Source organism: Pseudoxanthomonas sp. LjRoot127 (assembly GCF_964253495.1).
In the GTDB taxonomy this organism is placed as follows: domain Bacteria; phylum Pseudomonadota; class Gammaproteobacteria; order Xanthomonadales; family Xanthomonadaceae; genus Pseudoxanthomonas_A.
The window spans coordinates 3,374,817-3,398,794 of record NZ_CAXUQR020000001.1; the positions used below are offsets into that span (position 1 = coordinate 3,374,817).

A 23,978-nucleotide genomic window follows, 5' to 3' on the forward strand; every position below is an offset into this window, starting at 1 on the left:
TCGCTGGTTAGGCTTGCGCCCCGTTCCATCCGCATGCCACCCAGGAGATACCCATGAACGCGATGCTCAAGACCGGCGCCCTCGCGGCGCTCACCGTGACGATGCTGGGCGGCTGCGCCAGCTACACCGGCCAGACCAATGATCCGAACGATCCCAACCGCACCCGCAATGGCGCACTGATCGGCGCCGGCATCGGTGCCGTCGCAGGCCTGCTCAGTGGTGGCGATGCCACCGAGCGTCGTCAGCGCGCCCTGGTCGGCGCGGGCATCGGCGGCATCGCGGGCGGCTCCATCGGCGCCTACCAGGACCGCCAGGAAGCCGAACTGCGCCGCCAGACCGCCGGTACCGGCATCGATGTCAGCCGCGATGGCGACGTCATCAAGCTCAACCTGCCGGATGGCGTGACCTTCGACTTCGGCAAGGCCGACCTGAAGTCGCAGTTCTATCCTGCGCTCAACAACGTGGCGGCCACGCTGCGCGAGTACAACCAGACGATCGTGGAAGTCAGCGGCCATACCGACAGCATCGGCTCCGAGGCCGTGAACCAGCGCCTGTCCGAACAGCGTGCAGCGGCGGTGGGCAACTATCTGATCGGCCAGGGCCTGCAGCGCGAGCGTTTCGAGATCGTCGGCATGGGCAAGCGCTATCCCATCGCCAGCAACGATACCGATGCAGGTCGTGCCGCGAACCGTCGCGTCGAGGTCCGCGTGCTGCCGGTCCGTTCGTAAGCACGTTTGCATCTCGCCTGTCCGACGGGCCGCCTTTGCGCGGCCCGTCTTCGTTTCAGCGATCCGCGAACGCATCCGTTGCGCGAACCAGCGCATCGGTGATCGCCGGCTCGGTGGCGCCGTGGCCGGCCAGCACCATCTCCAGGCGTGCTTCAGGCCAGGCCTGTGCGAGGTCCCAGGCACTGCGCGGCGGGCAGATGATGTCGTAGCGGCCCTGGACGATCACACCGGGCAGGTGGCGGATGCGGTCGATGTCGCGTAGCAATTGTCCGTGCGCGAGAAAGGCGTTGTGGCGGAAGTAATGCGCTTCGATCCGCGCCTTGGCCAGGACCCTGGCGGGATCTTCGTCCGACGTGGCATCCGGCTCGTGCAGCAGCGTGGCCGCACCGTCTTCCCAGCCCAGCCACGCCTGTGCGGCGGCCATGGCGATGGCCGCGTCGGGATCGTCCATGCGACGCCAGTACGCTTCGATCATCGTGCCACGCTCGCCCGCCGGGATATGCGCCTCGTAGAGCGCCCAGCGTTCCGGAAACACCCAGCGCGCCCCGCCGTCGGCCTCGTTGAACCAGCGGTTTTCCTCCTCGCGGCCCAGGTAGACGCCGCGCACGATCACCCCGGTCGCACGCGCGGGGTGCGCCTGCGAGTAGGCCAGCGCCAGCGTCGAACCCCACGAGCCGCCGAATACCAGCCAGCGCTCGATTCCCGCGAGCGCACGCACGGCCTCGATGTCCGCGACCAGGTGTGCGGTGGTGTTGTCGCGCAGCTCGCCGAACGGCGTCTACCGGCCGGTACCGCGCTGGTCGAACAGGACGATGCGGTAGCGCGTGGGATCGAAGAAGCGCCGATGCACCGGCGACAGGCCTGCGCCCGGTCCGCCGTGCAGGAAGATCACGGGGATGCCATCCGGATTCCCGCATTCCTCCACATGGAGCGTGTGCAGGGCATCGACGGCAAGCCGGTGCGTGCGGTACGGCGCGATCTCGGGATACAGCGTGCGCATGGGCAGGGGTCCTTGCGGGGTGTCCGAGCATAGCCAGCGACGCCCCGTCCGTCAGCCCGCATCGGGCGCGCGTGTCAACCCGTTTCCCGAGCGGCCATCCGTTGCCACAATCCGGATCCCACCCGGTGCATCGGGTTTTCCAGTACGGACGCAATGCAAGACCGCAATCCCCAGATCGCCCAGCACATCGCCGCCACCATCGCCGCCGAGATCGGCGCCCTGACCGCGCAGGCCAAGGCCGCCATCGCGCTGCTCGACGAAGGTGCCACCGTGCCCTTCATCGCCCGTTATCGCAAGGAAGTCACCGGGGGGCTCGACGACACCCAGTTGCGCAACCTCGAAGTGCGCCTGACCTACCTGCGTGAGCTGGAAGACCGTCGCGCCGCTGTGCTCGCGAGCATCGACGAGCAGGGCAAGCTGACCGACGAACTGCGCGCCGAGATCGAAGGCGCCGACAGCAAGGCACGCCTGGAAGATCTCTACCTGCCATACAAGCCCAAGCGCCGCACGCGCGCGCAGATCGCGCGCGAAGCCGGCCTGGAGCCGCTCGCCGACGGCCTGCTTGCCGATCCCACCCAGGTGCCGGAGACCGCCGCTGCCGCCTACGTCGACGCCGAGAAAGGCGTGGCCGACGCCAAGGCCGCCCTCGACGGCGCGCGCGCCATCCTGATGGAGCGCTGGGGCGAGAACGCCGCGTTGGTCGGTGAACTGCGCCATTGGATGACCGATGTCGGCGTCATCCGCGCCAAGGTCGCGCAAGGCAAGGAGAACGAAGGCGCGAAGTACCGCGACTATTTCGACCACGCCGAGTCGCTGGCGAAGATCCCCTCGCACCGCCTGCTCGCGCTGTTCCGTGCGCGTCGTGAAGAGATCCTGTTGCTCGATCTCGACCCCGGCATGGAGGCCGAGGCGGGCCACCTGCAAGCCGAAGGACGCGTGGCCGTGCATGCCGGCGTGTCGGCGCAGGGCCGCGCCGCCGACAAGTGGTTGCTGGATGCCTGCCGCCTGACGTGGCGCGCCAAGCTGCACATGCACCTGCTGCTGGACCTGTTCAACCAGGCGCGCGAGAAGGCCGAAGCCGAGGCCATTGCGGTGTTCGGCGACAACCTGAAGGACCTGCTGCTGGCCGCGCCTGCGGGGCCGAAGGCCGTGCTCGGCCTCGACCCGGGCCTGCGCACCGGCGTGAAGGTCGCGGTGGTGGACCGCACCGGCAAGCTGGTCGACCACGCCACCATCTATCCGCACGAACCCAAGCGCCAGTGGGATCAATCGCTGCACGTGCTGCGTGCGCTGTGCGCCAAGCACAAGGTGGACCTGATCGCGATCGGCAACGGCACCGCCAGCCGCGAAACCGACAAGCTCGCGGGCGACCTGATCAAGCAGGCGCCGGAACTGAAGATGGACAAGATCGTCGTCAGCGAGGCGGGGGCGTCGGTGTACTCGGCATCGGAGTTCGCGTCGAAGGAATTCCCCGATCTCGATGTCAGCATCCGCGGTGCGGTGTCGATCGCGCGCCGTCTGCAGGATCCGCTCGCGGAGCTGGTGAAGATCGAGCCCAAGGCCATTGGCGTGGGCCAGTACCAGCATGACGTGGACCAGTTCCGCCTGGCGCGCGCTCTCGATGCGCGGGTGGAGGACTGCGTGAACGCCGTGGGCGTGGACGTGAACACCGCCTCGGCCGCGCTGCTGACGCGCGTGTCCGGGCTGTCGTCGACGGTGGCGGAGAACATCGTGCGCTTTCGCGACGAGCATGGTGCGTTCCGCACGCGCAAGGCGCTGCTCGGCGTGCCACGCCTGGGCGAGAAGACCTTCGAGCAGTGCGCCGGCTTCCTGCGCATCGCCGATGGCGACGAACCGCTGGATGCCTCGTCCGTGCATCCGGAAGCCTATCCGGTGGTGGAGCGCATCCTGGCCGGCAGCGGCCGGCAGGTGAAGCAGATCGTGGGCGACATCGTCTTCCTGCGCGGAGTGAAGCCCGACCAGTACACCGACGAGAAATTCGGCGTACCGACCATTCGCGACATCCTGAAGGAGCTGGAGAAGCCCGGTCGCGATCCGCGTCCCGAATTCAAGGCAGCGCGCTTCGCGGACGGCGTGGAGGACATCAAGGACCTGCGCGAGGGCATGATCCTGGAAGGCGTGGTCAGCAACGTGGCTGCGTTCGGTGCGTTCGTCGACATCGGCGTGCACCAGGACGGCCTGATCCATATCTCGGCGCTTGCCGACCGCTACGTGAAGGACCCGCGCGAGGTGGTGAAGGCGGGCGATATCGTCAAGGTCAAGGTGCTGGAGGTCGATGTGGCCCGCAAGCGCATCGCGCTGACCCGCCGCCTGGACGACGCGCCCGCGCCGCAGGCGCCGCGCGAGGCCCGCAACAGTGACCCGCGTCCGCCACGCGGACCGGACCGAGGCAATCCGCGCGACCCGCGGCGTGGGCCGGCACCCGCGAAAACCACCGCTGCACCGGCGGACAACGCGCTGGCCGCGGCGTTCGCCCGCGCCCGCGACAAGTCCTGATCCAACCGCGGGACACCGGCATCGGCCGATGTCCCGCGTTCCCGCTCAGCGCTTCTTGCGCGGCTTCTGCGCCGCGGTGATCTTCGACACCGAGGCCAGCAGCTCCGCCGACGCGACCATGGACTCCATCGCGCGCTGCAGGCCGGCATGCGCACCTTCCCGAAGCACCTTCTCGATCTGATCGCCTTCCAGCTTGCGCACCGTCTTCTCGTCGGGCTCCGGGAAGGCTTCGCGCAGGGCCACCAGCGCGCTGCCGATGGCGATGTCGAACAACTGCGTGCCATCCAGCCATTCCACGCCATCGAACTTCTCCCGCAGCGGATCCGGTTCGGGCCACCACGGATCGATCTCGGGGATCAGCGGCGGCAGGCGTTCGTACAGCAGGTCGAGCGCAAGCCGGACGCCCTGGCAACGGCCAGCGAAGCGACCAAGCACGTCGCGCGCATGCTGGCCGATCAGGCGGATTGCGCCCAGGTCGAGCTTGGCCAGCGGAATGTCGGTCGTGGTCAGTACCGCTTCCATCACGCGTTCGTCCCACAGCAGCGTCCAGTACAGGCGCGAGTTCATGCAGCGGATGCGCTCGGGCCGCGACAACCACACCGCGAGGTTGCGGTAGTAGGACTTGATCTCCTCGAAATGCGCCTGCCCGCTGGCCGACGACAGGAAGCCGTTGCGCCACACATTCCCGGGCGTCAGGCCGCTGTCGTTGAACAGGCCGATCAGGTTGACGTTGACGAAGTGGTGCCAGGTCGCATCGGTGACCACGCGGCCGATGCCGGCGCGGTGGCCGTCGTAGGCGCAGATGCCGCCGAAGGTCTGCGACTGGGTCGGCTGCTTTCCGCCGGAACGCGTGCCGCCGAGCACGCTGTTCCAGGAGACAAGCTCGGGCAGGGGGCGCGGGCCGCCGTCGGTGGCGGCGGGATACTCCGCGCCCAGTGCACCACCGAAGTTGAGGTTCGCGCCCGTCGACGTCGGCTCGAGGCATTCGCCTTCGTGGGGATGATCGGGCATCACGCGGATCACGCCGCGCGGGCCGCACAGCAGCGGGTGCGGGTAGGTGTAGCGGAACAGCCCGTTGCGCCGCGAGTACATGCGCGGCTGGATGGTCTGTGGCACATCGTCGGACTGGTCTTCGAAGGAAGACACGCCCGGCGGCCGGTTGGTGTCGTTGCGACGAGGCCCGGCCATGCTGACTTCGTCTTCGCCGCCGCTCGTGGATTCCCAGCGGCGCATGCCGCGGGCGCGCGGGATCGCATGGCACAGCGCCTTGCCCAGCGCGCCGTGGTCGCCGGTGGCGAACACGCCCCCGCCGGCATTCATGAACTGCGTCAACGCGCGCAGCTCGTTGTCGGACAATCGATCCGACGGATACCCGGCGCCACGGGTGCCGCCGTAGCCGGTGCTGATGCCGAACAGGAAGACCGCGTCGTACATGGCGGTGCCGAAATGCGCGGCATTGTCGAACTTGAAGGACGGGATGCGCTGGGCGATGCGTGTTTCGGCGGACATCAGCTGGCTGCCGGCCACGCTGTTGATATGCGCCAGCGTGATCTCGAAGCGTGCATGGCGTCCCGGCATGGCAAGCAGCGAGCGCACGAAGGTGGACAGGCCGAAATCGCCTTCGGAGAAGTCCAGGCCGCCATCGGCGACCAGCAGCAGCTTGACGGTGCAGGGACGGAGGAACGGCCAGTAGATCTCGGGGTTGATGCGCCAGTCGTCGCGGAAGCGTTCGCGCAGTTCCAGGTGACGCAGGTTTTCTATCGTGAGTGGTGTATCGATGATGGGCATGGTGCTGTCCTTGGCTGGTTGGCTGAGGATCCCTCCTGCACCAGGAACAACGCCGCGTCATGGGTGCGACGGACACACGCGGGGGCGTTACGCCCCGTGTTCATGAAAAATCAGGGTTTTCCTACCTCATCGGCGATGCGATGCGCACGTTCGACGTCATGGCGCTGCGTAGCCCGCAAGGTAGCGGTTCAGGCCGTCCGCGCGCAGTCGCGTCGCTGCGTCTGTCCAGTCGACCGGTGCACCGCGCTTCAGCGCCTCGAGAGTCGCCACGACCGACAGTTCAACTTCCGGCAGTCCCCCAGCGCCCGCTACGTTGCGGCGCTGCTCGATGGCATCGAACAGCACGGCATTGGCTTCCGCATAGGTCAGGGGTGCCGTGATGCCATGCGCGGCGCGCCACGCGGGAGTCTCAAGCACTGCGTTGACGTGCGACAGGATCAGCCACGTTGCGCGGCCGATCAGCTTCAGATTGCCGGGCTGCACGCTGGTCATCGTGTTGCCGACCACGCGTCCGCGCTTGGCCATCACGCCGGTGGAGTGCGCATTGAGCAGCATCTTCAGCGCGATGGTCTGGTTGAGCTCGAACGCATCGCGCTGCGGCACCGTCACTGCGATCACCGGAACGTCACCGGGCAGGGCGTCAAGATCGCGCAGCACGTCCGGTGCGAGCGGCCGCGCCGACACGGACACCAGCACCAGCTCGGCGCCGGCCGCTGCGGCGGCGTCGAGCCATCGGCTGTTCGCCTGCGCGTGCGGTTCGTCGCCCAGCAGGATCAGCGCACCGGAATCGCCCGCCGCCGGTGCATTGCGCTGCATGTTGGCCGGTGAATACGACAGATCGTAGAGCGCCTGCTGCTCGTCTCCCGCGTTGGCCAGCCCCCGCAACGCGGCTTCCCGCAGATACGGATCGTGTATGCCGTGCTCGAACGGCGGAAGGTACAGCGCCTTGTCGAGGCCGTGGAATGGCCGGTGCAGCAACGCCTGCCACGCCTGTGCGCCATCGGTCGCGGGCGTCCATACCTGGATCCAGGAGCGGCGCTCGGTCGCGTTCACCGGATCGAGCGGGCCGAGCCGGAAGGTCGGCGCCCGTTCGGTCACATCGACGAACACCGGCATGAGTGCGCGCGTGGCCAGGTAGGTCGCACGTCGGCCGTTCGCATAGCTCTGGGCTTCGCGGTCGGTCCAGGCGGCGAGTTTCGGCGCGGCGGCCGCGGCGGTCTGCTGCAGCGTGGCGAAGCCGCGCAGGCGCTCGCCGATGCCGGCATCGTTGAAGCCGAGCGAGGCGAGTTCGCCGGGCGAAAGTACGTCGCGCAGCAACGCACGCGTCGCATCTTCGAGTACCACGCCCAGCACATACAGGCTGGTGGTGGTGGCCTGCATGCGCGTGGACCCGGTGATCGCCTGGGGTCCGGTCGGCAACGGGATCTTGGTGATCCGCGGATCGTCCAGCACGCGGCGGCTGCGTTCGAACGGCCGCAGTACCGCATCGGGATTGTTGTAGACGAACCAGGTGCGTCGTGCGTCGGCGCCGGCCTGGTCGGCGGCCGCCAGCGCGGTGCCGATCACGGCGGAGGTTTCGCCCCCTTCGGTGACGGCGAAGACCAGGTCGCCGGGCCGGATGTCGTTGTCCTGCAACTGCAGGCGGCCGATCTCCGGGATGTCCTCGAAGCCTTCCAGCGATGCGATCAGGGCGCGGTCGCCACCGGTGATCTCGCCGCGCACGCGCTCGCCCAGGCCCCGATAGCGGGCCTCGATCTTCGCCATGACGGGCGAGCGGGCTGTGCGTTGCCAGAACGGGCGCCAGAGGCCGCTCTCGATGGTTTCGGCCAGGCGTCCCGTCGAACCGGTACCGTAGAAGTACAAGCGATGGCCTTCCCGCAGCGCGCGGGTGATCTCGCGCGATGCGGCTTCCAGGGTCGCCAGCCGGGCAGGCTCGTCGGCCACTCCCTGCAGCGCAAGCGCGATGTCTTCGTCCACCGCCAGCAGCGAGGCGAGGCCATCCGCGGTGTCGGCGGCGATGCGCGTGCTCAGGTCGACGCTGCGCGGATGCCGCTGTTCGGTGAGCAGGCTATGCAGCTGGAACTGCTGCTTGTTCGCCACGAAATCCTGCGACTGCGCCGAGGGCGCCACGCCGAGCCTGTTCGGTGCGGACTGCGATGCTGCGGGGGCCAGCACGCCGGCCATGACAAGGAAAGACATGCTGCGCATGATGCATTTCGCCGTACGGGACATCGGATCCCTCACTGACAACGGAAGACGGCGTCGGTACCGGCGACTTTCGCGCGGCGCCCGACGTAGGCTGCTATCGTCGTGACAACGATAGCAAACGGTGATGACACTATGGCCCGGTTCCGTCGTCCGCTGCACGCTGCACTGCGCGCGTCCCGCACCTTCGCCGTGCGGGCGCTGCTGTGCCTGGCCTGCGCGGCGCCCGGTGCGGTCGCGCTGGCCGGCGACGATGCGCTTCCTCGGCTCGGCATCGACGTGCTGCTGGAACAGCGGCTGGACCTGTTGCGCGGCAAGCGGGTGGCCCTGGTGACCAACGCCACCGGCGTGGACCGCCACTTGCGCAGCGACATCGATCGTCTTGCCGCCCATCCCGACGTCGCACTGGTCGCCCTGTTCGGCCCCGAGCATGGCGTGCGTGGCGATGTACAGGCGGGCGACAAGGTCGCCTCGTCGCGCGACCCCGGTACCGGCCTGCCGGTGCACAGCCTGTATGGCGAACACCGTGAGCCGACGGCGGCGATGCTGGCCGGCATCGACGTGATCGTGTTCGACATCCAGGACGTGGGCACGCGCTTCTATACCTATCCCTACACGCTGGCGGGGGTGATGCGGGCGGCGAAGCGCGGCGGCATCCCGGTCGTCGTGGCCGACCGTCCCGACCCCCTTGGAGGCCTGCGGGTGGAGGGGCCGGTCCTGGATCCCTCGCTGGCCTCGTTCGTCGGCCTGTTCCCGATTCCGCTGCGCCACGGCATGACGCTGGGCGAACTGGCCCTGCTGTTCAACACCGAATTCGGTATCGGCGCGGACCTGCATGTCGTGGCGATGGAGGGGTGGCGGCGCGGCGAGGAGCCGCTGCGCGAGGCGCTGCCCTGGGTACCGCCGTCGCCGAACATGCCGACGCCGGACACGGCGCTCGTCTATCCCGGCCTGGGCCTGCTGGAAGGCACCAACGTGTCGGAAGGGCGGGGCACCACGCGTCCGTTCGAAATGCTGGGTGCGCCGTGGGTGGATGCACGCGCGCTCGCCGACCGCCTCAACGCCCTGCGACTGCCGGGTGCGCGTTTCCGTGCCGCCTGGTTCACGCCCTCGTTCTCGAAGCATGCGGGCCTGGCATGCGGCGGGGTACAGGTGCACATCACCGACCGCGCTGCCTTCCGCCCCGTGCGCACGGGCATTGCGGTGCTGAAGGCGTTGCACGAGCAGCATCCGAAGGATTTCGCCTTCTTGTCCGGCGACCCGCCATTCTTCGACCGGCTGTCCGGCGTGCCGTGGCTGCGCGAGGCGATCCTGCGCGGCGATGCCATCGAAGCGATCGAGGCCCGCTGGACGCCGGAGCTCCGGCAGTTCGAGAGGCTGCGGCAGCGGTATCTGCTGTATGCAGAGGCCGCGCAGTAGCCGCATTCTCAGCCTGGACATGCCGTGCGCGCGACGTCAGGGGCGATGGCGCGACGCCGGTCGTTCGTCGCGCTTCACACCGGATGACACCCTCAGGCGCGGCGCTTCCGGGTTCGACTGCGGCCGGCGGGCTTGGCGCCTTCGGCAACGCCAGGCGTCAGCGCGGCGAGTGCGTGCTGCATCTGCTCCAACGACGACAGGGTGTCGGCATAAGCGATGAAGTGCTGCACGTAGTCCGGAGAAACGTCGCGCATCAGATGCAGGGCGCGGTGGACAAGGGTGGCCGAGTTGAGCGGGCCGGCATCGGCAGGCAGGTCGTCGAGCGTGGCGCGCAGCTGGCTGTCCGTGCGCACGCGTGTCCACAGGCGGCGGGCTTCGTCGAGTACGGGGGGCGCCTGGCCCGGTGAAGGCGCGTCGGCGCAGGCGATCGGCGTGCGCTGTTGCAGGGCAGCCGCGAGCGTCCGCAGTGCACGCGCGCCATCATCCCGCATGCGTGCGGTGGCCGCGCGCGGCGACCAGGCATCGAGGTCGTCGGCGTAGGACGCGATCAGATCCGACAGCCGTGCATCGAGCAGGCGGCGGGCTTCGCCTTCGTGCGCACGGGCACGCGAGGCGAGCGCATCGATGAAGGCGAAACGCATGGGGTCCATGCGTTCGGCGCCGCGCATGCGCCACGCCTGCAACCGGGCCGGCGCGGAGAGCGCGTCACCGTCCATGCGGGGCGACGTCGCGCTTGGGGGGGCGGGGGATCGGGGCGATCTCCACGCGGCGGTTGCGCGCGCGGCCTTCGTCGCTGTCGTTGGCGCTCACCGGTTGTTCCGCACCGAAGGCGGCGGCGAATACCGATCCAGAGGGCACGCCCTCGGCGATCAGCGTGCGGGTGACCGTCAGCGACCGCTGTGCCGACAGTTCCCAGTTGTCGGCGAACTGGCGGTTGTTGCCGCTGACCTGGCGATCGTCGGTGAACCCGCTGACCATCAGGATTTCGTCGCGCGTACGCAGGTAGCCCGCAAGCGGTGCCGCAAGCCCCTTCAGCAGTTCGCGCCCCTCCGGCTGCAACTGGTCCGAGTTCAGGGCGAAGAGCACGTTGCCGCGGATACCGATGCGGCCGTCTACCAGCGTGACGCGCCCCTCGGCCAGCGGTTCCGCAAGTGCCTCTTCCAGCGCCTTGCGCTGCTGGGCCTCCAGCTCGCGCCGGCGCACTTCCTCGTCCAGCCGTTGCGACAACTGCGCCTGCACGGCGATCACGCCGACCAGCACGAGTACGAAGGCGCCCAGCAGCACCGACATCAGGTCGCCGAAGCTCGCCCAGACGGGCGCGCCGAGGTCGGCGTCGTCTCCGGTTTCGACGCTCACGCGGCTTCCGCCGGCTGTGCGCCGCCCAACTGCTGCAGGTCGAGAGTGATCTGCCGCTGTGCGGCCAGGCTGAGATCGATGACTTCGCGCGCCTGCGCCACGTAATAGGCCAGTTGGTCGTCGCTGCGCGCCAGCGACCGGTCGAGCGCGCCTTCGATGCCCTGCAGGCGATCCAGCAACGCTTCGTTGGACTGGCCGAACCGCTGCACGGCGGTGCCGAGCGCGTCGCCCAGGCTGGCCACTTCGGTGGCGCCCGCGGCAATCTGGGCGGCGATGCCGCCGAGTTTGTCCGCTTCGGCTTCGACACGATCGGTGAAGCGGGTGCCGACGCGATCGAGGAGGTCGGCCGAAGTGGCGACCAGGGCATCGATGGCGCCGCGCTGCTCGGTGGAGGCGTGGTTCACCGCATCGAGCAGCGTCTGCAGCGTTTCCATCAGCTGGTTGCGTTCCTGCAGCATGGCGGTGTCGCGCACCATGCTGTCGGACAGCGTCTGGCGAAGCTCGGCGATGACGTCGGCGGCGGCGCGCGGGGCTTCCGAAGCCGCCTGCACCAGCTGTGAGATCTCGGCGATGGTCTGCGTGGCATGCGCCTGGGCCTGGGCGGTGATCTCGTGCGACGTGCGTGCCAGTGCATCGCCGATGTCCTGCTGCAGGCGGACGGTCTGCGCGCCGGCCTGTTCCCATTGCGCCTGCAGCGAGGCGCCGGTGGCGGCCAGCCTTTCCGCCCAGATGGCCAGACGCGCCTCGTCCTGCGACGCCAGCGCTTGCTGTACGGCGACGTGGGAGTGGCCGATGGCGTCCAGCAACTGGCTCGCATGGCGCTGTACGTCTGCGACGTGGGTAGCCAAGGCCTGCTCGTGGCGTGCGGCGATACCGGCGCTGGCGGCGTCCTGTCGCGCCAGTGCCTGGTCCCAGCGGTCCGACAGGGTCGCGGCGTTCTGCTGGAACTGCGCCGCAACACCTTCGATCAAGGCGGACGAGCGCGCTTCGAACGTGCCCGACAGTCGCTCGGTCAGCGCCCGCATCTCGTCGGTGAGCGCCGCATTGGATCGCTGCTGCTGCGCGATGGCGGTGGTCCAGGTCGCCGCCGCGGCGGCGTTGGCGGCATCGAAGCCCGCGTTCAAGCCGTCAAGTTGGCGCTGCACCGCCTGCGTGACGGTCGCCTGCATCGCGCTGCTCTCGCGCGCCAGACCCGCCAGGGTGGCCTCGGTACTCGGTTGCAGCGCGGCCACGACGGCGCGTGCGCTCGCGTCGACGCCGTTCTTCAGCACGCCTTCCAGCGTGCTGGCCAACTGCGCCTGCGCGGCTTCGGTGCGGTGATGGAAATCGCTCTGGCTGGCCATCAGCCGCTCGCCGGCGGCGGCGTTCTGCGTTTCGATCGACGCGACCATCGCCTGCAGGCGTTCGACCAGGTCCGGCATCAGCGCAGCCTGCTGTTGCAGCAGGCGGAAGGATTCTTCGCGCTTGAACGACTGCGAGTGGACATGCAGCGACGTCGCGATCTCGGCATCCAGCAGGTGCACGGCCTGCAGCCGCTCGCGCCGGCACAGGGCGGCCAGCAGCCCGAGCACGGCAGACGTGGCCACGCCGGCGATGGACGTACCGAACGCGAAACCCAGTCCCTTGACCGGTGCGGCCAGCGAACCGCGGATCGCATCGATGTCGGTCGCGCTTTCCAGCGCCAGACCGGTACCGCGCAGCGTTGCCATCATGCCCAGCAGCGTGCCCAGCATGCCCAGCAGCACCAGCAGCCCCACCAGATAGGGTGTCAGTGCCGGAGCGGGCAACGCGGTGCGCTCGCCCTCGATGCGCTGGCGCACCGAGGGGCGCAGGCTCGCCGGTAACGACGCCAGCCAGGTCGACAGGCCATTGCCGGCGGTGGACGTATCCGCCACCGCGCGCCGCAACGTGTCCGTCGCCTGGCGGTAGCGGTGCAGTTCCAGCGCGCCCGCGGCATAGCACAGGCCGATCACCAGGGTGACCACCACGCCGAGTGCGTGCGTGCCGATATACCCGATCCCGATCCAGGCGACGATGGCAAGACCCAGCAGGAACAGGGCGGCGGGAAACAGATGTCGGTTCATGGTGTTCCGGAAGCGTGCGAAGAACGAAGCGCGGCGAGCAGCGCGTCGATGGGATGGAAGCGGACATCCAGCTCGGCGAGGAGAATGTCCTGCAGGTCGCGGCGGAAGGTGGCGAGCCAGGCGGCATCCGTCGAGGGGGCGGCGCCCCTCAGTCGATCGAAATGCTGGCAGAGCAGGGCCGGGGTCGCCGCCAGCAGTGCCTGCTCCCGGGGACTTAGCGTCGTCTCCATGACGGCATCGACCTCGGCCAGCCGCGCCTGTGTCGCCGTGCCCGCCGCCAGTGCATCACGCAATCTCCCGCGCAACTGGCCGGTCGTCGCCTGCATCGCGCGCTGGAGGTCCAGGCAATGGCGACGGAAAGGCGCGACATCCTCCCCCGGCCATGCGTCGAGTCGGTCAGTGCGCATGATGGCGCCCTGCAGGGTCGCCCGTGCGCGCGCGCAGGCGGTCGCCTCGTCGTCGAACCGGACCGCGCGGTCTTCGGTGACCGGCGTTCCATCCAGCGCGCGGGACAGCGCGATGGCACGGTTCCAGTCGAGCCATTGGCCCAGCCTCTCCGACAGGGAGGGCGCAGGCGAGGTCGGGTCGAGATCGCCCAGCCGGGCGAGTCGTCGGACGAAGGCGGGGGCCGAAACGGCCCTCCGTTGCTGCGGTGAAGCCACGAAGACACTCAAAAAAGACGACGATTTTACAGGATGCGCCAAGCCCGCTGGCCGGTAAGGCGCCCAATCTGAGGCGAGGCCTGCCATGGACAAAGAAAAAGCCGGAACCTTGCGGTTCCGGCTTCTCTTCAAATGGTGGGGTGGGCCCTACCGAAAACCGTGCGCAAGCTCCTGATTTGCGAAAATTTTTCTCCATCAATGCGACGCTCGTACCCCCAATCGTACCCCCAGAGCCCAGCTTGTGTGATCAGGTGCACCTAAATCTCCCACCTCTTGCGGGGAGGGCATTCACGGGTCAGAGACCAGCAAGTTGGGCTCCTCGCAGATTGCGTCTCCCACGACTTGACGGATCTCCAGCTTCTTCTTCACTCCATTGCGCTGAGTGTAGAAGACATCAATCTCGACATTCTGCCCGTCGATCTTCCCGGCACGCGAAGGTGTGAACAAAAAGTCCACTCCCGCGCCCCAGCCTTGAATGACTGGAAGGTCATCTCTTGTGTCGTTAGAAACGATCTTTGTAACCACGACGTTGGAACCGGAGTTCAGAATTTTGAACTGCGAAGTGGCAGGCGCCTTGGCCTGGAACGGATTGAATAGGTTCACCGAAAACAGCGCCGCATACTGTGCTTCCGCTTCCATAGCCTCCCTGCTCGCCTTGCTGACCTGAAATTCGTGCTGACTGAGAGCAAGCTCATTCATCCTGGCTTGTTCTGCGACTGAGCGCTGAAGTTCTTTAACCTGCAATTCTAGTGCCTGAGTGTTTTGTCGGAGCTCCACTCCCTGTTGGAAGTAACCGACGACAACCCACGCCAAAGCAAGTGGCCCAAAGGCTCCTGCTAAGAAGTCGCCAAACTCATTGGGCTTCATGCCGAGGACATCGTCCAATTCATGCATCGTATAGGCAGTCATGATCGCGATATAGGCGATCGAAATGCCGACACCAAACTTCGTAATCCGTTTGTCGCTCATCGATGAGTCCTAAGTTTCGCCAAGTCCAAGATTAAACAACGTAAATCCGGCTTTGCCGGCCCCTGAGTGCTTCAGGAATTGTCCCAAGACTTTAATCTCGCAGACGGCCATCGTCTTCAAGGTACTTCAGGTGCCAGCCCTTAGTCCGCCGGCCGCGGCGCCGTGCGCTCTCTCTCGCTTCCGCGGCGCGCCGCTCTTCCTCGCTCCTAGTGTCCTTCCGGAACAGGTGATCCCAGCCGGGGCCCAGCTTCTTGAATTCGTCTTTCTCATCCATGGGGCCAGCATTGCGCTGGCCCGTCGCCGGTACTGAGACGCTAGACGGTCGGCGCCGTCGTCTTGTACGGATGTCCGCCAGGCAGCAAGCTCGTGAGCCCCCACCGGTGCGCCAGATAGCCCTCGAGCTTCTGCCGATCGGACGTGCCGAGCGCGGTATTGCACAAGATGATCTCGCCAATTCGACCGAGGTGCGGGTTCAGATTCGCGCCGGTCGCGCCGATGTTCCATGCCTGGCTGTTCGTCGCGGAGGTGTTGCCGGAGGTCTGGAAGGACGTGCTGGAGCCTGCGGCCGATCCGTTGACCCATGCGAAACCATCTGAGTTTGCGTAGTCCAGGACAGTTCCCGCGATACCGTAACCGGTGCCGTAGTTGATCGAGTCGGTGAGAGTTTGCAAGCTATCCGAGTCAAGGCGCCGCCCACCACCGTAAATTGTATTGAGACCGATGCTCCCCCTGGAGAGCAGGGCGCGCCCACTCGCATCGCTGGTGCCGCTGGTGAGGTTCGCGATCGTTCCGACAATGCTTGAGTTGTGGCTGACTATGCCCGCACTCATTGCAAAGATCGAAATGCCTGCCTTCGCATTTCCTGACGCGAGCACGTGCGCGTTCGTTGAACGGAAGTACGCCTGGCGTGCAGTCGTGTCGTACCCCCACACCGGAAGTCCGTTCTGCTCGGCTGCGTAGACCTGGCCGCGGTTGGCAGTGTTTCCCGCGTATTTCGCCGCGTGGTTCCCATTGCCGCTCTTGTCGTAGAGCGTGTCCATCAGGCCGCTGGACAGCGTGTTCAATGGCTCATCAGCTGCATACCAGGCCACCAGCGAAGAAAGGTTTGTTGGGGTCCATGGGGTGCTGTTCTGGGCGGCTGCCATCAGCAGCGCAACGTGTCCTCTGATTCCAGACATCAGTGATTCCTCAAATTGTGCCAAGGTTCCGCACGGTCACCTCACCCTTCGTGACCCTCGCCACCACCAGCCGGCCACCGATCGGATCTGCCGGACACTTTGCCTTCCATTCCGCCGTCTGCGCGCTGGCGATGCAGCGCTGGAGTTCGAATTGGTCCGGACCTTGGCTTGCCGGCGCCTTCCCGAGCGGAGGGCTCAGCACGCCATTGTCTCGGCGCTGCGCCGCGAAGTTTGCCTGGCCAGCTTGCCGGGTGAAGTGCATGCAGAGCACTCGTGCCGCCTGCTCGGAGTAACCCACGAGCGCGAGCTCTGCGTCCAAACGGTCGACCTTGATACCGGCGGCCTTGGCCTGTCTCAGGGCTTCGGCGTGGCAGGTTTCCAGGACACTCGGCATGATGCTGGGCATATCGTCGAAGTTCATACCGCCGGTGCGTCGCACAAGTTCACTCATCGTCCAGCGGGCAAGCGTCTGCTCTCCTCTGCACGCAATGATCGTCGCCGCGGCCGGAATCAGAAGCAGTTTGTTCGTGTCGCTGAACTTGCCGCCGCCTTCAATGGTGGTTACCTGACTGTCGACGCCGACGAAGGCGGTTTGTGGGTCCTGGAACAGCACGTTGAGGATGCTCATTGGGGGATGCCTTCTGCGGTGATGCCTGAGTCTGCCGCCACGAGCGGTCCCAGCACCACCTCCGGATCCACGTAGCCGCCAACTGCTGGGCCGATCGCATAGCCAAGTTGGGCGCCCTGCGGGCTCAGGGTGATGTAGTAGCCAATCGCTGCGCCAATGAATCCACCGATCTGACTGCCGTCGCTCATGATGACTCCTCGTGAGTTGCCTTATTTTCAGGGCTCCGGACCGCCTGAAAGAGCCTCGGAGCGAAAATCGGATTTCTGCCCATTTATTCGATTCGGGCGGGAAATATCGGCCTTTTCAAATCGCGCCCCGCAGCCAGAAACCAGGGGTTTTTAAACAGAATCCGCGATTCCGTTTGATTTTTTCTGACGGGAAAAAAAGTTGCGCGTGGCTTGGGCGGCCGGTGTCCGGGGGTGGGCCTTTTCGACTTCTGACCCACCCCCTCCTGTGATTGCCGGGTCACGTGCTGCTGCACGCCCCGGCTGCCGTGGTTGTTTCCTCACCTGGACACTCGCGGCTTGTCCAGTCTGGTGCGGTCTGAGGTAGTCTCGGCGCCCGCAGTCAGTCCATGCGCCGAGTGTCAGGGGCCGCTGGACAGAGCCGGCAGGTCGAACTTGAAGATGGCGTTCGTGTCGATCACCTCGAGGCCGGCACGCATCTCGCCCAGGATGGCCACCAGGTTGCGGATGAAGAAGTCGGCATGGGAGTTGGTGAGCGCGACCGTCATCTGCTCGCGGTCCAGGACCGTGGTGGTCGAGGTGTCCAGCACCATGCCCGTTCCGCGCGGCATCGCCGGCGTCCGCACGATGGTGGTGTTCCACATGTTCGGTGCCTGGGGTGCACTGGGGCTGCCGAAGATGTAGTTCCCGTCCGCGTCCTTCACGATCTGCACGTTCTCGAAGAAGTCGAGCGGGTGGACCACCACCAGGTTCGGGCGGTAGCCGTACGTGTCCAGCGTGGTCAGCGCCTCGCCGATCACGTCGGGGGTGTTGTCGCCGATGGTGGGCACGAAGGTCGTGGCCTGGTTGAGCAGGCCGTCGATCTTTCCCTGGCCGCCGGTGCCGTTGATGATGCGGTTCTCCAGGCGGGTCAGCACCTTCAGTCGAATGACCCGGTCGATGGCGGCCTGCAGCGCGTTGTTGTCCGCGAGTACCTGCTTCGACACCGCGGTCCAGGCAGCGACGGTGACGATGTTCGCCGTGTCCAGCTCGCCCTCGAAGTCCAGCTCGGCCTTCGTGTCGCCCTCCTGCTCCTGCTCGGCGGCGTCACCGGTCACGCTCAGCTTCACGTACTCGACCGAGTCGCTGCTGGTGGGGCGGCTGGGCAGCACGTCCAGCAGGCGCGGCGCCGGAATGACCGGGCCGTAGATGCCCGGCCGGCGATCGGACCAGGTCGGGAAGCTCTGGTCGTTGCTGTCGCCGTTGCCCTGGTTCACCAGCGCGGCGCGGATGGATCCGTCGACGTTGGCGCGGGCGTCGAACTTGCCGACCTTCATGCCGCGCGCGGCCTGCTCGGCTGCCGCCTTGAAGCTGGCGTCTTCCTGGATGGTTTGGAAGGCAGAGGCGCCGATGCTCGGGCCCATGTTGCCCATGCCGCCGCGGCCGCCCTCTGCGTCGATCTTGGCCACGATCTGCTCGATGGTGGCGATGCGGGCGCTGTAGCCTTCGAGCCCCCTCAATTGTTCGGAGACCTGGCGAAGGTTCGCGTTGACGGTCTCCACGTCTTGCCTCAGCTGATCGGACATTGCAGTGCTCCTGGAAGTTGACCGGGAGTTCTACGCCGCAGAGTGCTCACGCTGAAGGTGTTTCGTTACAACGGCCGGGGTTTCGTTACACAACGCGATGCTCGTCCTCCCAGTCGCCGCCGGGTGTGCGCCAGACCGGCAAGGGCAGCATCGCGGTCAGCTGGACCATGTCGCTGATCGCGCTCCGCAGGCGGAATGCCTTTGCACGGCATCGATCACTGCAGAACTTCCGTGGCCGGCCTTGCGCCGAGATCGCCACGGGCACGCCGCACATGCCGCAGCGCGGGCACGGTTCCTGCAGCTCGTGCGCGTGCTCGCTCAATGCCGGCTCGGCATCCGCCCGGGAATCGTCATCAGGCGCTTCGGGCGCTCGTAGTCGTCCAGGACTTGCCAGACGATCGAGGGCGCCTCCGGGTGGAACTCCAGCAGCAGCTGCATGCGCTCGCCCTGCTGAAGCGAGTGGGCGGCCTTGGCGGCGATGTCTGGCGCCTCTGCCTGCAGCTTCGCCAGCAGCGCGTCTGCCAGCGCGACGGATGAGTCGGTGAATGCGCGCGCGGCGCGGTCTATCTCGTTTTCGTTCTCAGCCACGGCGGGCCTCCTGTTGGGTCTTCTTGCGGTGACAGTCGGTGCAGATGGCCTCCAGGTTGCTGGGGTCATCGGTGCCGCCGGCGGCGATGTTCACGACGTGATCGACCTCGTGCGCGACCTGGACGCGTCCCTCGCGCGCGCAGGCCTGGCAGCAGTACCCGTCGCGCTGCAGGATCTGCTCGCGGAGCCGGCGCCATGGACGACCACCGCGGCCCTGGCCGAAGGCGTCAGGCTTCACACCCAGCTGCGCGGTCGACTTCAGGCGGTTCGGAACGGTGGGCAGCGTGCTCTTCAGCGTCGTCAGGCGTGGGCGTTTCATCATGGTGCTCGCCTGACTCGATAGAAGGGGTGGGTGATACAGTCCTGCCCGGTCCCAACGGAGCAGCGCCCATGCGAGAAGTTGATGGATTCACCCTTGAGCCGACCGCAGAGTTCATGGATCTGCAGGAGCCCGGCTGGCTTCCCCAGATCAGGGTCGTGAGGCAAGGGACTGATTTCGATGAAACCGCCCATCAGAGCGTCGAGCTCTCGCCGACGCGAGAGGAGGCGATCGAAAGGGCCACCACCTGGATGAATCGGATCACCGAGGTCAGCTATCACGGAGAGCTTCATTTCACCGAGTAGCCCCGGCTGTGTCCCATCTGTCCCAGACTGTCCCAACATCGAATTGGGACGCCGGGACAGCTGCTTGTCCCATGTCCCACCACCCCTTAAGGGGTGGGACAGTGGGACAGCCCCGGATTCATTGGCTTTCACGGCTCAGAACTCCGATGGGACGTGGGACAGCGATTCGAGCTGCTTCATGTACCGGCCTGCGGCCGACTTCGAGATGCCTAGTTCCTCGGCGATTTGGCGTACCGAGCGTCCCTCAGCGCGCAGCGCGCGGACCTCTTCGAGCCGTACATCGCCCACTTGGCGACAGGCCCAGGACAGGCCGCCATGCTGATTCGTCACCAGATCGGCCTGCAGGGTCTCAATGTCGGTGCCGTGCAGCCCGCGCGCCTTCGACCATTCCCAGCTGAAGCCGGCGCCTGCGGATTCGCCTTGCTGGTCCTCGCGGCGAGCCAGGATGATGCTGGTGTCGAGAAGGTCTTCGCGCTTGCTGGTGCCGCGCTGCTGGCCGTTCTTGCCGGTGTGGTGGACGAAGAGCACCGCGCGGCCCTCGCGACGCATGCGCAGCGCCCAGTCCGCGACGATGACCCAGCTCTCAGCCTCGTTCTCCGCGCCGGTGCGCGCCAGGCTGGAGAGGTTGTCGATCACGATCAGATCGGCTTGCGAGGTCCACTGCTCGAGCTCGGCCTGGCCTTGGTAGGTGGATAGGTCGGGCAGGGCCCGGCACTGCACGTCTGGGGTGATAACGCTGAAGTTCTGGCTGTCGAGGTCGGGGAACATCGGCATGAGCCGTTGCAGGCGGTGCTGCAGGTCGGTTCCGGCCATCTCGCCGTCCACGTATAGAACGCGAGCGGGCGCCGGCGCAGTGAATCGCAGGAACTGGCCGCCGCTCGCTACCGCCAGCGCGATCGAGAGTGCGGTCCAAGTCTTCCCCGTGCCCCGGTAGGCGCTCAGCATGTTGATGCTGCTTGCGGTCAGCCAGGGAGCGAGCAAGATCCGGCGTGGCGGGAACTGCAAGCCGGCGAAGACGTCGAGCGGGACACAGACGATCTCGGGTGTCGGAGGCCGCTCATTGCGTCCCATTGCCTCGCTCCTGGTCCTGTTCGATACGCAGGGCGGCGGCGATTCTGACGGCAACGGAGTAGATGCCGGCGGCGTCGCGGGCTACCTGATCGGCCAGGCCAGCATCCGGCGTCCTGTGCAACTGGTGGAGACGGGCAGCGAACCCGTCTGCGGTGTCAGGAAGCTGCGACAGCAGCGGCGCCGACTCGGTCTCGTAGAGCCGTGGAGGCGCGTTCATGCGGATGCCTGGTCACGCTGAGCGACCGCTTGGGCGATGAAGCTGTCGATCTCGGACTCCAGCCAGCCGGTGGAGTTGGGGCCGAGTCGCACGGGCTTGGGGAAGGTGCCGGCCGCGGCGCGGCGGTAGATGCTGGCTCGGCGAAGGCCGGTTCGCTTCTCCACCTCGGGAAGGCGCAGGATCGCGTCCCCCTTTCTGGGTGAGGCTGAGGTTTCCATTGCATGCTCCTTAGACCGCATGTGCGGCGGTGGGAGCAGAGTAGAAATCCTATTTCTGCAACGCGGTCGTACCGTTGCAACTCATCGAACGCGCTTTGCGATCGCCTGCCGTGTTACCCCGAATTCAGCAGCGACCATCTCGTGAATCCTGGACTTGCTGAGGTGGGGATTTTCGAGCCGGTGCTGCGTGAAGCGATTCTGCCATTGCTCCCACTCTGGGCGCCTTTCCTGCTCTCGCTCTTGCGCACTGGAGAATCCGGCGCTCTTGCGCTGCTGGCTGGCCTTGGCGCCCGTGATAACTGTGGGTTCGATGGACTTCACCTTCACACGAAAAACGCTGTGCATCATCGCAATGGCGAGGATCACCGCGGCCTCGGCTTTTCCCTGCCTAACTTGGCGGATAACGTGCTCTGAAACTTGGACAACATGCTGCGCATACTGAAGGCGTGAGCCCGAAGCGCCCGCATCAATCTCGCCCTGTGCGTATTCGGCAATCTCTCGGACTTGCGCCTCGGCGGAAGGGAATAATTCCTCGAAGGCTTGCTTGAGGTCATCGAATGATTCGATCTTGGCGTTCGGATCGTAAGAGACCTCGGTTGACACCAGTATCCCATCGCGAACATCCCGCCTTGTGATGAAGCGGTCGCCAGCGGTACTCGCGGCCCCCGCCTCAGCGGGGGCTTTCCTCGTGGGCTTCTTGGCTGCCATCATTCAAATTCCGGACGAAGCTCGACGCCGAGCTCACTTGCGACCTTCCTTGCGATCGCCTCCAAAGCAGGATCGTGATCGCCTCGCTTGCTCTCCTGGTAGATTGAAATGGCCTCCGACAGGTCTACTGTCCACGCGAACCGTGCACACGCCCGCTGGACGATGCGGCCCATTGCAACGTTCTCGCGTGCTTGCTCCGGAAACTGGATGATCTGGGCCGTCATCGCGCCACCTCGAATGCTGCTGCGATCTGATCTAGCGCCTGCCGCTGGCCGTTGGTCGCCTTGTCGTAGATGCGGGCAAGCTTCAGCGCATCGACGGAGAAGATCTCGCCCGTGGCGCACACGAGTTCCACCGGCATGGCTGGCATGTCGTCCATTGCCGCAGTAAGCGCGGCTGCAAGCTCCTTGAGCTGTTCTTGTGAGAGTGCCATGCCGATCTCCTATGCGGCCCGAAGTGAGCAGAACGCGCTTGCGGCGGCGCGCGCGGCGGCGCGCTCGGAATTTGCGGGTAGGCGAGGTCGAACTGCTACCGATGGAAGCAGCGATAGTTCGCGCTCTCGCTGCTGCGCCCAGGTGACGGCCTGCTGCCGATTGGGGAAGGTTGCTGAATCGCGGTGGCCGTGTTTGTAGACCTCGGCGCGCCAGGTCAGTCCGCGTTGCCTGAAGGTGGCCATGATTCAAACTCGGACCGCGACGCCCGCGGCGTCCTTCAGCTCGACTCGCAGCATCCCCAGAACGTGGGAAAGGCTATCGCCGTCCATCTTGGCGCCGGCATCAGCCGCAGATTCGAGGATGCTGGTCAGCGCGAGTGCGTTGGCGATAGCAGCGTTGAACCGCTCTTGATCGCGCGTTTGTATAATGGAAGTTGCCATGGTCGTTCTCCTATCGAACGGTTGTGGAAGGTGTGGCGAGGGAGATTGCCCCTCCCTCGTCGCACCGCTTGTTACCGGCGGCTGCCGGATTTCTTGAACTCCAGGACCTTGCCTGTGTCAGCGCGGCGCCGGTCCAGGTAGTCCGCCCAGGCCTGCATCATCTTGCAGCGCTCGGGCAGGTGTGACGTGCGGTTGTAGGCGCGCCCGTTGGGATCCTTCACGGCGTGCGCAAGCTGGTGTTCGATGTAGTCGGGGCGGTAGTGCAGAACCTCGTCCAGGATCGTGCGCGCCATCGCCCGGAAGCCGTGGACGGTCATCGTGCCTTGCTCGTATCCCATGCGGCGCAGCGCCGCCGTCAGCGCGTTCTCGCTCATCGGACGCTTGGAGCTTCGGCCGCCGGGGAAGACGTACTGGGAGCGACTGGTGAGCGGCTGCAGCTCTTCCAGGATGGCGATGGCCTGTCGAGAGAGGGGAACCAGGTGAGGCTGGCGCATCTTCATCTTGTTGGCGGGGATGTTCCATTCCGCGGCATCCAGGTCGATCTCTGTCCATTCCGCCTGCCGGAGTTCCCCGGGGCGCACGAACAGCAGCGGGGCCAGCTGTAGCGCGCAGCGCGTCACGTGGCTGCCCTTGTAGCCGTCGATGGCGCGAAGTAGGGCACCGATGCCCTCCGGGTCGACGATCGCAGCGTGGTGCTTCTCTGGCGTCGGTGCGAGCGCGCCCTTGAGGTCAGCGACGGGGTTCCGGTCTGCCCGGCCCGTGGCGATGGCGTATCGCATCACCTGGCCGCAGTTCTGCAGGACGCGGTGCGCGCTCTCGATGGCGCCGCGGTCCTCGATCCTGCGTCCCACGCGCAGGAATTCGGGCGCGGTCAGCTCGGCAACAGGGCGGCCACCGATGTACGGGAAGACGTCTTTCTCGAGCCAGGCGGTCACCTTGGCGGTGTAGTTCGGCACCCAGTCGCGCTTCGTCAGCCACTCACGGGCCACGACCTCGAAACTATTGCCCGCGCGCTCGGCGCCGGCGGCCTTCTCTGCCTGCCGATGCTGGCCAGGGTCCACGCCGTTGGCGAGCAGCTTGCGCGCCTTGTCGCGGCGTTCACGGGCCTCGGCCAGGCTGACATCGGGATACGTCCCATGCGCCAGGAGCTTCTCCTTGCCTGTGAAGCGGTACTTCTGGCGCCAGCGCTTGCCGCCAGCTGGGGTGATCTCCAGATACAGGCCGCCGCCATCGAACAGTCGTTGTGTCTTGTCGGTCGGCTTGGCCTTTCGGACGGCGGTATCGGTGAGCCGCATTGGGGGTATCCGGGGTCGGGCAGGGCCCTGATACCCCCGTTGATACCCCCAGGAATTGGGGATTGCAATAGCCGGGGCTGGACGGCAATGGAAACAAAA

Annotated in this window: 26 protein-coding genes and 1 pseudogene; 4 read left to right on the plus strand and 23 right to left on the minus strand. The window is 66.4% G+C overall.

The features are described from left to right. Nucleotides 1-53: 53 nt before the first annotated feature. Nucleotides 54-728 carry an OmpA family protein gene (locus ACSQ19_RS15875; protein ID WP_435998302.1) on the plus strand — a complete coding sequence of 225 codons (675 nt, stop codon included), beginning with the start codon at nt 54-56 and terminating at the stop codon, nt 726-728. 55 nt (nt 729-783) lie between these two features. Here the strand turns inward: ACSQ19_RS15875 and pip are convergent. Beyond that, a pseudogene (gene pip / locus ACSQ19_RS15880) lies at nt 784-1,728 on the minus strand (prolyl aminopeptidase). Nucleotides 1,729-1,881: 153 nt separating this feature from the next. Here pip and ACSQ19_RS15885 point away from each other — a divergent pair. Further along, nucleotides 1,882-4,245 (plus strand): Tex family protein, encoded by a 2,364-nt coding sequence (locus ACSQ19_RS15885; protein WP_435998304.1) that lies wholly within the window; start codon nt 1,882-1,884, stop codon nt 4,243-4,245. Between the two features lie 45 nt (nt 4,246-4,290). Here the strand turns inward: ACSQ19_RS15885 and ACSQ19_RS15890 are convergent, their stop codons facing one another. Both ACSQ19_RS15890 and ACSQ19_RS15895 read right to left on the minus strand, forming a co-directional pair. Further along, nucleotides 4,291-6,033 (minus strand): hypothetical protein, encoded by a 1,743-nt coding sequence (locus ACSQ19_RS15890; RefSeq protein ID WP_435998306.1) that lies wholly within the window; start codon nt 6,031-6,033, stop codon nt 4,291-4,293. A 156-nt stretch (nt 6,034-6,189) separates the two neighbouring features. Continuing rightward, complete coding sequence (locus ACSQ19_RS15895; RefSeq protein ID WP_435998308.1) at nt 6,190-8,232, minus strand: hypothetical protein; 2,043 nt, start codon at nt 8,230-8,232, stop codon at nt 6,190-6,192. Between the two features lie 141 nt (nt 8,233-8,373). Between ACSQ19_RS15895 and ACSQ19_RS15900 the strand changes: the two genes are divergently transcribed. Beyond that, nucleotides 8,374-9,657 carry an exo-beta-N-acetylmuramidase NamZ family protein gene (locus ACSQ19_RS15900; RefSeq protein WP_435998310.1) on the plus strand — a complete coding sequence of 428 codons (1,284 nt, stop codon included), beginning with the start codon at nt 8,374-8,376 and terminating at the stop codon, nt 9,655-9,657. Between the two features lie 92 nt (nt 9,658-9,749). Here the strand turns inward: ACSQ19_RS15900 and ACSQ19_RS15905 are convergent, their stop codons facing one another. The 12 genes from ACSQ19_RS15905 to ACSQ19_RS15960 form a co-directional block, all read right to left on the minus strand. After that, nucleotides 9,750-10,373, minus strand: a complete 624-nt coding sequence (locus tag ACSQ19_RS15905; protein WP_435998312.1) for a DUF2894 domain-containing protein — start codon at nt 10,371-10,373, stop codon at nt 9,750-9,752. Then, nucleotides 10,363-11,013, minus strand: coding sequence for an OmpA family protein (locus tag ACSQ19_RS15910; protein ID WP_296280707.1), 651 nt, complete (start codon nt 11,011-11,013; stop codon nt 10,363-10,365). Before ACSQ19_RS15910 ends, ACSQ19_RS15905 begins: the two co-directional genes overlap by 11 nt. Beyond that, nucleotides 11,010-13,097, minus strand: a complete 2,088-nt coding sequence (locus tag ACSQ19_RS15915; protein WP_435998314.1) for a DUF802 domain-containing protein — start codon at nt 13,095-13,097, stop codon at nt 11,010-11,012. Before ACSQ19_RS15915 ends, ACSQ19_RS15910 begins: the two co-directional genes overlap by 4 nt. Then, nucleotides 13,094-13,771, minus strand: a complete 678-nt coding sequence (locus ACSQ19_RS15920) for a DUF3348 family protein (RefSeq protein ID WP_436001003.1) — start codon at nt 13,769-13,771, stop codon at nt 13,094-13,096. The genes ACSQ19_RS15915 and ACSQ19_RS15920 overlap by 4 nt, the downstream gene beginning before the upstream one ends. Before the next feature lie 276 nt (nt 13,772-14,047). Beyond that, complete coding sequence (locus ACSQ19_RS15925; protein ID WP_435998316.1) at nt 14,048-14,728, minus strand: hypothetical protein; 681 nt, start codon at nt 14,726-14,728, stop codon at nt 14,048-14,050. A gap of 91 nt (nt 14,729-14,819) precedes the next feature. Next, a complete protein-coding gene (locus ACSQ19_RS15930) occupies nt 14,820-15,002 on the minus strand; it encodes a hypothetical protein (protein WP_435998318.1) in 183 nt (60 codons plus the stop codon). Nucleotides 15,003-15,042: 40 nt separating this feature from the next. Beyond that, nucleotides 15,043-15,906, minus strand: coding sequence for a hypothetical protein (locus ACSQ19_RS15935; RefSeq protein WP_435998320.1), 864 nt, complete (start codon nt 15,904-15,906; stop codon nt 15,043-15,045). Nucleotides 15,907-15,916: 10 nt separating this feature from the next. Then, nucleotides 15,917-16,534: a hypothetical protein gene (locus ACSQ19_RS15940; protein WP_435998322.1), complete on the minus strand. Its 618-nt coding sequence runs from the start codon at nt 16,532-16,534 to the stop codon at nt 15,917-15,919. Beyond that, a complete protein-coding gene (locus ACSQ19_RS15945) occupies nt 16,531-16,722 on the minus strand; it encodes a hypothetical protein (protein WP_435998324.1) in 192 nt (63 codons plus the stop codon). Before ACSQ19_RS15945 ends, ACSQ19_RS15940 begins: the two co-directional genes overlap by 4 nt. A 398-nt stretch (nt 16,723-17,120) precedes the next feature. Continuing rightward, on the minus strand, nt 17,121-18,284 hold the full coding sequence (locus ACSQ19_RS15950; RefSeq protein WP_435998326.1) for a phage major capsid protein: 1,164 nt from the start codon (nt 18,282-18,284) through the stop codon (nt 17,121-17,123). Between the two features lie 318 nt (nt 18,285-18,602). Further along, nucleotides 18,603-18,872, minus strand: coding sequence for a hypothetical protein (locus tag ACSQ19_RS15955; protein ID WP_435998328.1), 270 nt, complete (start codon nt 18,870-18,872; stop codon nt 18,603-18,605). Beyond that, nucleotides 18,865-19,191 (minus strand): HNH endonuclease, encoded by a 327-nt coding sequence (locus tag ACSQ19_RS15960; RefSeq protein WP_435998330.1) that lies wholly within the window; start codon nt 19,189-19,191, stop codon nt 18,865-18,867. Before ACSQ19_RS15960 ends, ACSQ19_RS15955 begins: the two co-directional genes overlap by 8 nt. 71 nt (nt 19,192-19,262) lie before the next feature. Between ACSQ19_RS15960 and ACSQ19_RS15965 the strand changes: the two genes are divergently transcribed. After that, a complete protein-coding gene (locus ACSQ19_RS15965; RefSeq protein WP_435998332.1) occupies nt 19,263-19,496 on the plus strand; it encodes a hypothetical protein in 234 nt (77 codons plus the stop codon). Nucleotides 19,497-19,631: 135 nt separating this feature from the next. Here the strand turns inward: ACSQ19_RS15965 and ACSQ19_RS15970 are convergent, their stop codons facing one another. The 8 genes from ACSQ19_RS15970 to ACSQ19_RS16005 all read right to left on the minus strand — a co-directional run bounded on the left by ACSQ19_RS15970 (nt 19,632) and on the right by ACSQ19_RS16005 (nt 23,879). Beyond that, a complete protein-coding gene (locus ACSQ19_RS15970) occupies nt 19,632-20,567 on the minus strand; it encodes an AAA family ATPase (RefSeq protein ID WP_435998334.1) in 936 nt (311 codons plus the stop codon). Then, nucleotides 20,554-20,784 carry a hypothetical protein gene (locus ACSQ19_RS15975; RefSeq protein WP_435998336.1) on the minus strand — a complete coding sequence of 77 codons (231 nt, stop codon included), beginning with the start codon at nt 20,782-20,784 and terminating at the stop codon, nt 20,554-20,556. Before ACSQ19_RS15975 ends, ACSQ19_RS15970 begins: the two co-directional genes overlap by 14 nt. Next, nucleotides 20,781-21,002: a helix-turn-helix transcriptional regulator gene (locus tag ACSQ19_RS15980; RefSeq protein ID WP_435998338.1), complete on the minus strand. Its 222-nt coding sequence runs from the start codon at nt 21,000-21,002 to the stop codon at nt 20,781-20,783. Before ACSQ19_RS15980 ends, ACSQ19_RS15975 begins: the two co-directional genes overlap by 4 nt. An 81-nt stretch (nt 21,003-21,083) precedes the next feature. Continuing rightward, nucleotides 21,084-21,710 carry a hypothetical protein gene (locus tag ACSQ19_RS15985; protein WP_435998340.1) on the minus strand — a complete coding sequence of 209 codons (627 nt, stop codon included), beginning with the start codon at nt 21,708-21,710 and terminating at the stop codon, nt 21,084-21,086. Further along, complete coding sequence (locus ACSQ19_RS15990) at nt 21,710-21,934, minus strand: hypothetical protein (RefSeq protein WP_435998342.1); 225 nt, start codon at nt 21,932-21,934, stop codon at nt 21,710-21,712. Before ACSQ19_RS15990 ends, ACSQ19_RS15985 begins: the two co-directional genes overlap by 1 nt. After that, nucleotides 21,931-22,143 (minus strand): hypothetical protein, encoded by a 213-nt coding sequence (locus ACSQ19_RS15995; protein WP_435998344.1) that lies wholly within the window; start codon nt 22,141-22,143, stop codon nt 21,931-21,933. The genes ACSQ19_RS15990 and ACSQ19_RS15995 overlap by 4 nt, the downstream gene beginning before the upstream one ends. Before the next feature lie 246 nt (nt 22,144-22,389). Continuing rightward, nucleotides 22,390-22,584 carry a hypothetical protein gene (locus tag ACSQ19_RS16000; RefSeq protein ID WP_435998346.1) on the minus strand — a complete coding sequence of 65 codons (195 nt, stop codon included), beginning with the start codon at nt 22,582-22,584 and terminating at the stop codon, nt 22,390-22,392. Between the two features lie 71 nt (nt 22,585-22,655). After that, nucleotides 22,656-23,879: a tyrosine-type recombinase/integrase gene (locus ACSQ19_RS16005; RefSeq protein ID WP_435998348.1), complete on the minus strand. Its 1,224-nt coding sequence runs from the start codon at nt 23,877-23,879 to the stop codon at nt 22,656-22,658. Nucleotides 23,880-23,978: the final 99 nt, after the last annotated feature.

Excerpts from the sequence above, each read along its gene's own strand:
- ACSQ19_RS15875 (WP_435998302.1), top strand. The coding sequence starts at position 54 with ATGAACGCGATGCTCAAGACCGGCGCCCTCGCGGCGCTCACCGTGACG.
- ACSQ19_RS15885 (WP_435998304.1), top strand. The coding sequence starts at position 1,882 with ATGCAAGACCGCAATCCCCAGATCGCCCAGCACATCGCCGCCACCATC.
- ACSQ19_RS15890 (WP_435998306.1), bottom strand. The coding sequence starts at position 6,033 with ATGCCCATCATCGATACACCACTCACGATAGAAAACCTGCGTCACCTG.
- ACSQ19_RS15895 (WP_435998308.1), bottom strand. The coding sequence starts at position 8,232 with ATGTCTTTCCTTGTCATGGCCGGCGTGCTGGCCCCCGCAGCATCGCAG.
- ACSQ19_RS15900 (WP_435998310.1), top strand. The coding sequence starts at position 8,374 with ATGGCCCGGTTCCGTCGTCCGCTGCACGCTGCACTGCGCGCGTCCCGC.
- ACSQ19_RS15905 (WP_435998312.1), bottom strand. The coding sequence starts at position 10,373 with ATGGACGGTGACGCGCTCTCCGCGCCGGCCCGGTTGCAGGCGTGGCGC.
- ACSQ19_RS15915 (WP_435998314.1), bottom strand. The coding sequence starts at position 13,097 with ATGAACCGACATCTGTTTCCCGCCGCCCTGTTCCTGCTGGGTCTTGCC.
- ACSQ19_RS15925 (WP_435998316.1), bottom strand. The coding sequence starts at position 14,728 with ATGAGCGACAAACGGATTACGAAGTTTGGTGTCGGCATTTCGATCGCC.
- ACSQ19_RS15930 (WP_435998318.1), bottom strand. The coding sequence starts at position 15,002 with ATGGATGAGAAAGACGAATTCAAGAAGCTGGGCCCCGGCTGGGATCAC.
- ACSQ19_RS15935 (WP_435998320.1), bottom strand. The coding sequence starts at position 15,906 with ATGTCTGGAATCAGAGGACACGTTGCGCTGCTGATGGCAGCCGCCCAG.
- ACSQ19_RS15940 (WP_435998322.1), bottom strand. The coding sequence starts at position 16,534 with ATGAGCATCCTCAACGTGCTGTTCCAGGACCCACAAACCGCCTTCGTC.
- ACSQ19_RS15945 (WP_435998324.1), bottom strand. The coding sequence starts at position 16,722 with ATGAGCGACGGCAGTCAGATCGGTGGATTCATTGGCGCAGCGATTGGC.
- ACSQ19_RS15950 (WP_435998326.1), bottom strand. The coding sequence starts at position 18,284 with ATGTCCGATCAGCTGAGGCAAGACGTGGAGACCGTCAACGCGAACCTT.
- ACSQ19_RS15960 (WP_435998330.1), bottom strand. The coding sequence starts at position 19,191 with ATGAAACGCCCACGCCTGACGACGCTGAAGAGCACGCTGCCCACCGTT.
- ACSQ19_RS15965 (WP_435998332.1), top strand. The coding sequence starts at position 19,263 with ATGCGAGAAGTTGATGGATTCACCCTTGAGCCGACCGCAGAGTTCATG.
- ACSQ19_RS15970 (WP_435998334.1), bottom strand. The coding sequence starts at position 20,567 with ATGGGACGCAATGAGCGGCCTCCGACACCCGAGATCGTCTGTGTCCCG.
- ACSQ19_RS15975 (WP_435998336.1), bottom strand. The coding sequence starts at position 20,784 with ATGAACGCGCCTCCACGGCTCTACGAGACCGAGTCGGCGCCGCTGCTG.
- ACSQ19_RS15980 (WP_435998338.1), bottom strand. The coding sequence starts at position 21,002 with ATGGAAACCTCAGCCTCACCCAGAAAGGGGGACGCGATCCTGCGCCTT.
- ACSQ19_RS15985 (WP_435998340.1), bottom strand. The coding sequence starts at position 21,710 with ATGGCAGCCAAGAAGCCCACGAGGAAAGCCCCCGCTGAGGCGGGGGCC.
- ACSQ19_RS15990 (WP_435998342.1), bottom strand. The coding sequence starts at position 21,934 with ATGACGGCCCAGATCATCCAGTTTCCGGAGCAAGCACGCGAGAACGTT.
- ACSQ19_RS15995 (WP_435998344.1), bottom strand. The coding sequence starts at position 22,143 with ATGGCACTCTCACAAGAACAGCTCAAGGAGCTTGCAGCCGCGCTTACT.
- ACSQ19_RS16000 (WP_435998346.1), bottom strand. The coding sequence starts at position 22,584 with ATGGCAACTTCCATTATACAAACGCGCGATCAAGAGCGGTTCAACGCT.
- ACSQ19_RS16005 (WP_435998348.1), bottom strand. The coding sequence starts at position 23,879 with ATGCGGCTCACCGATACCGCCGTCCGAAAGGCCAAGCCGACCGACAAG.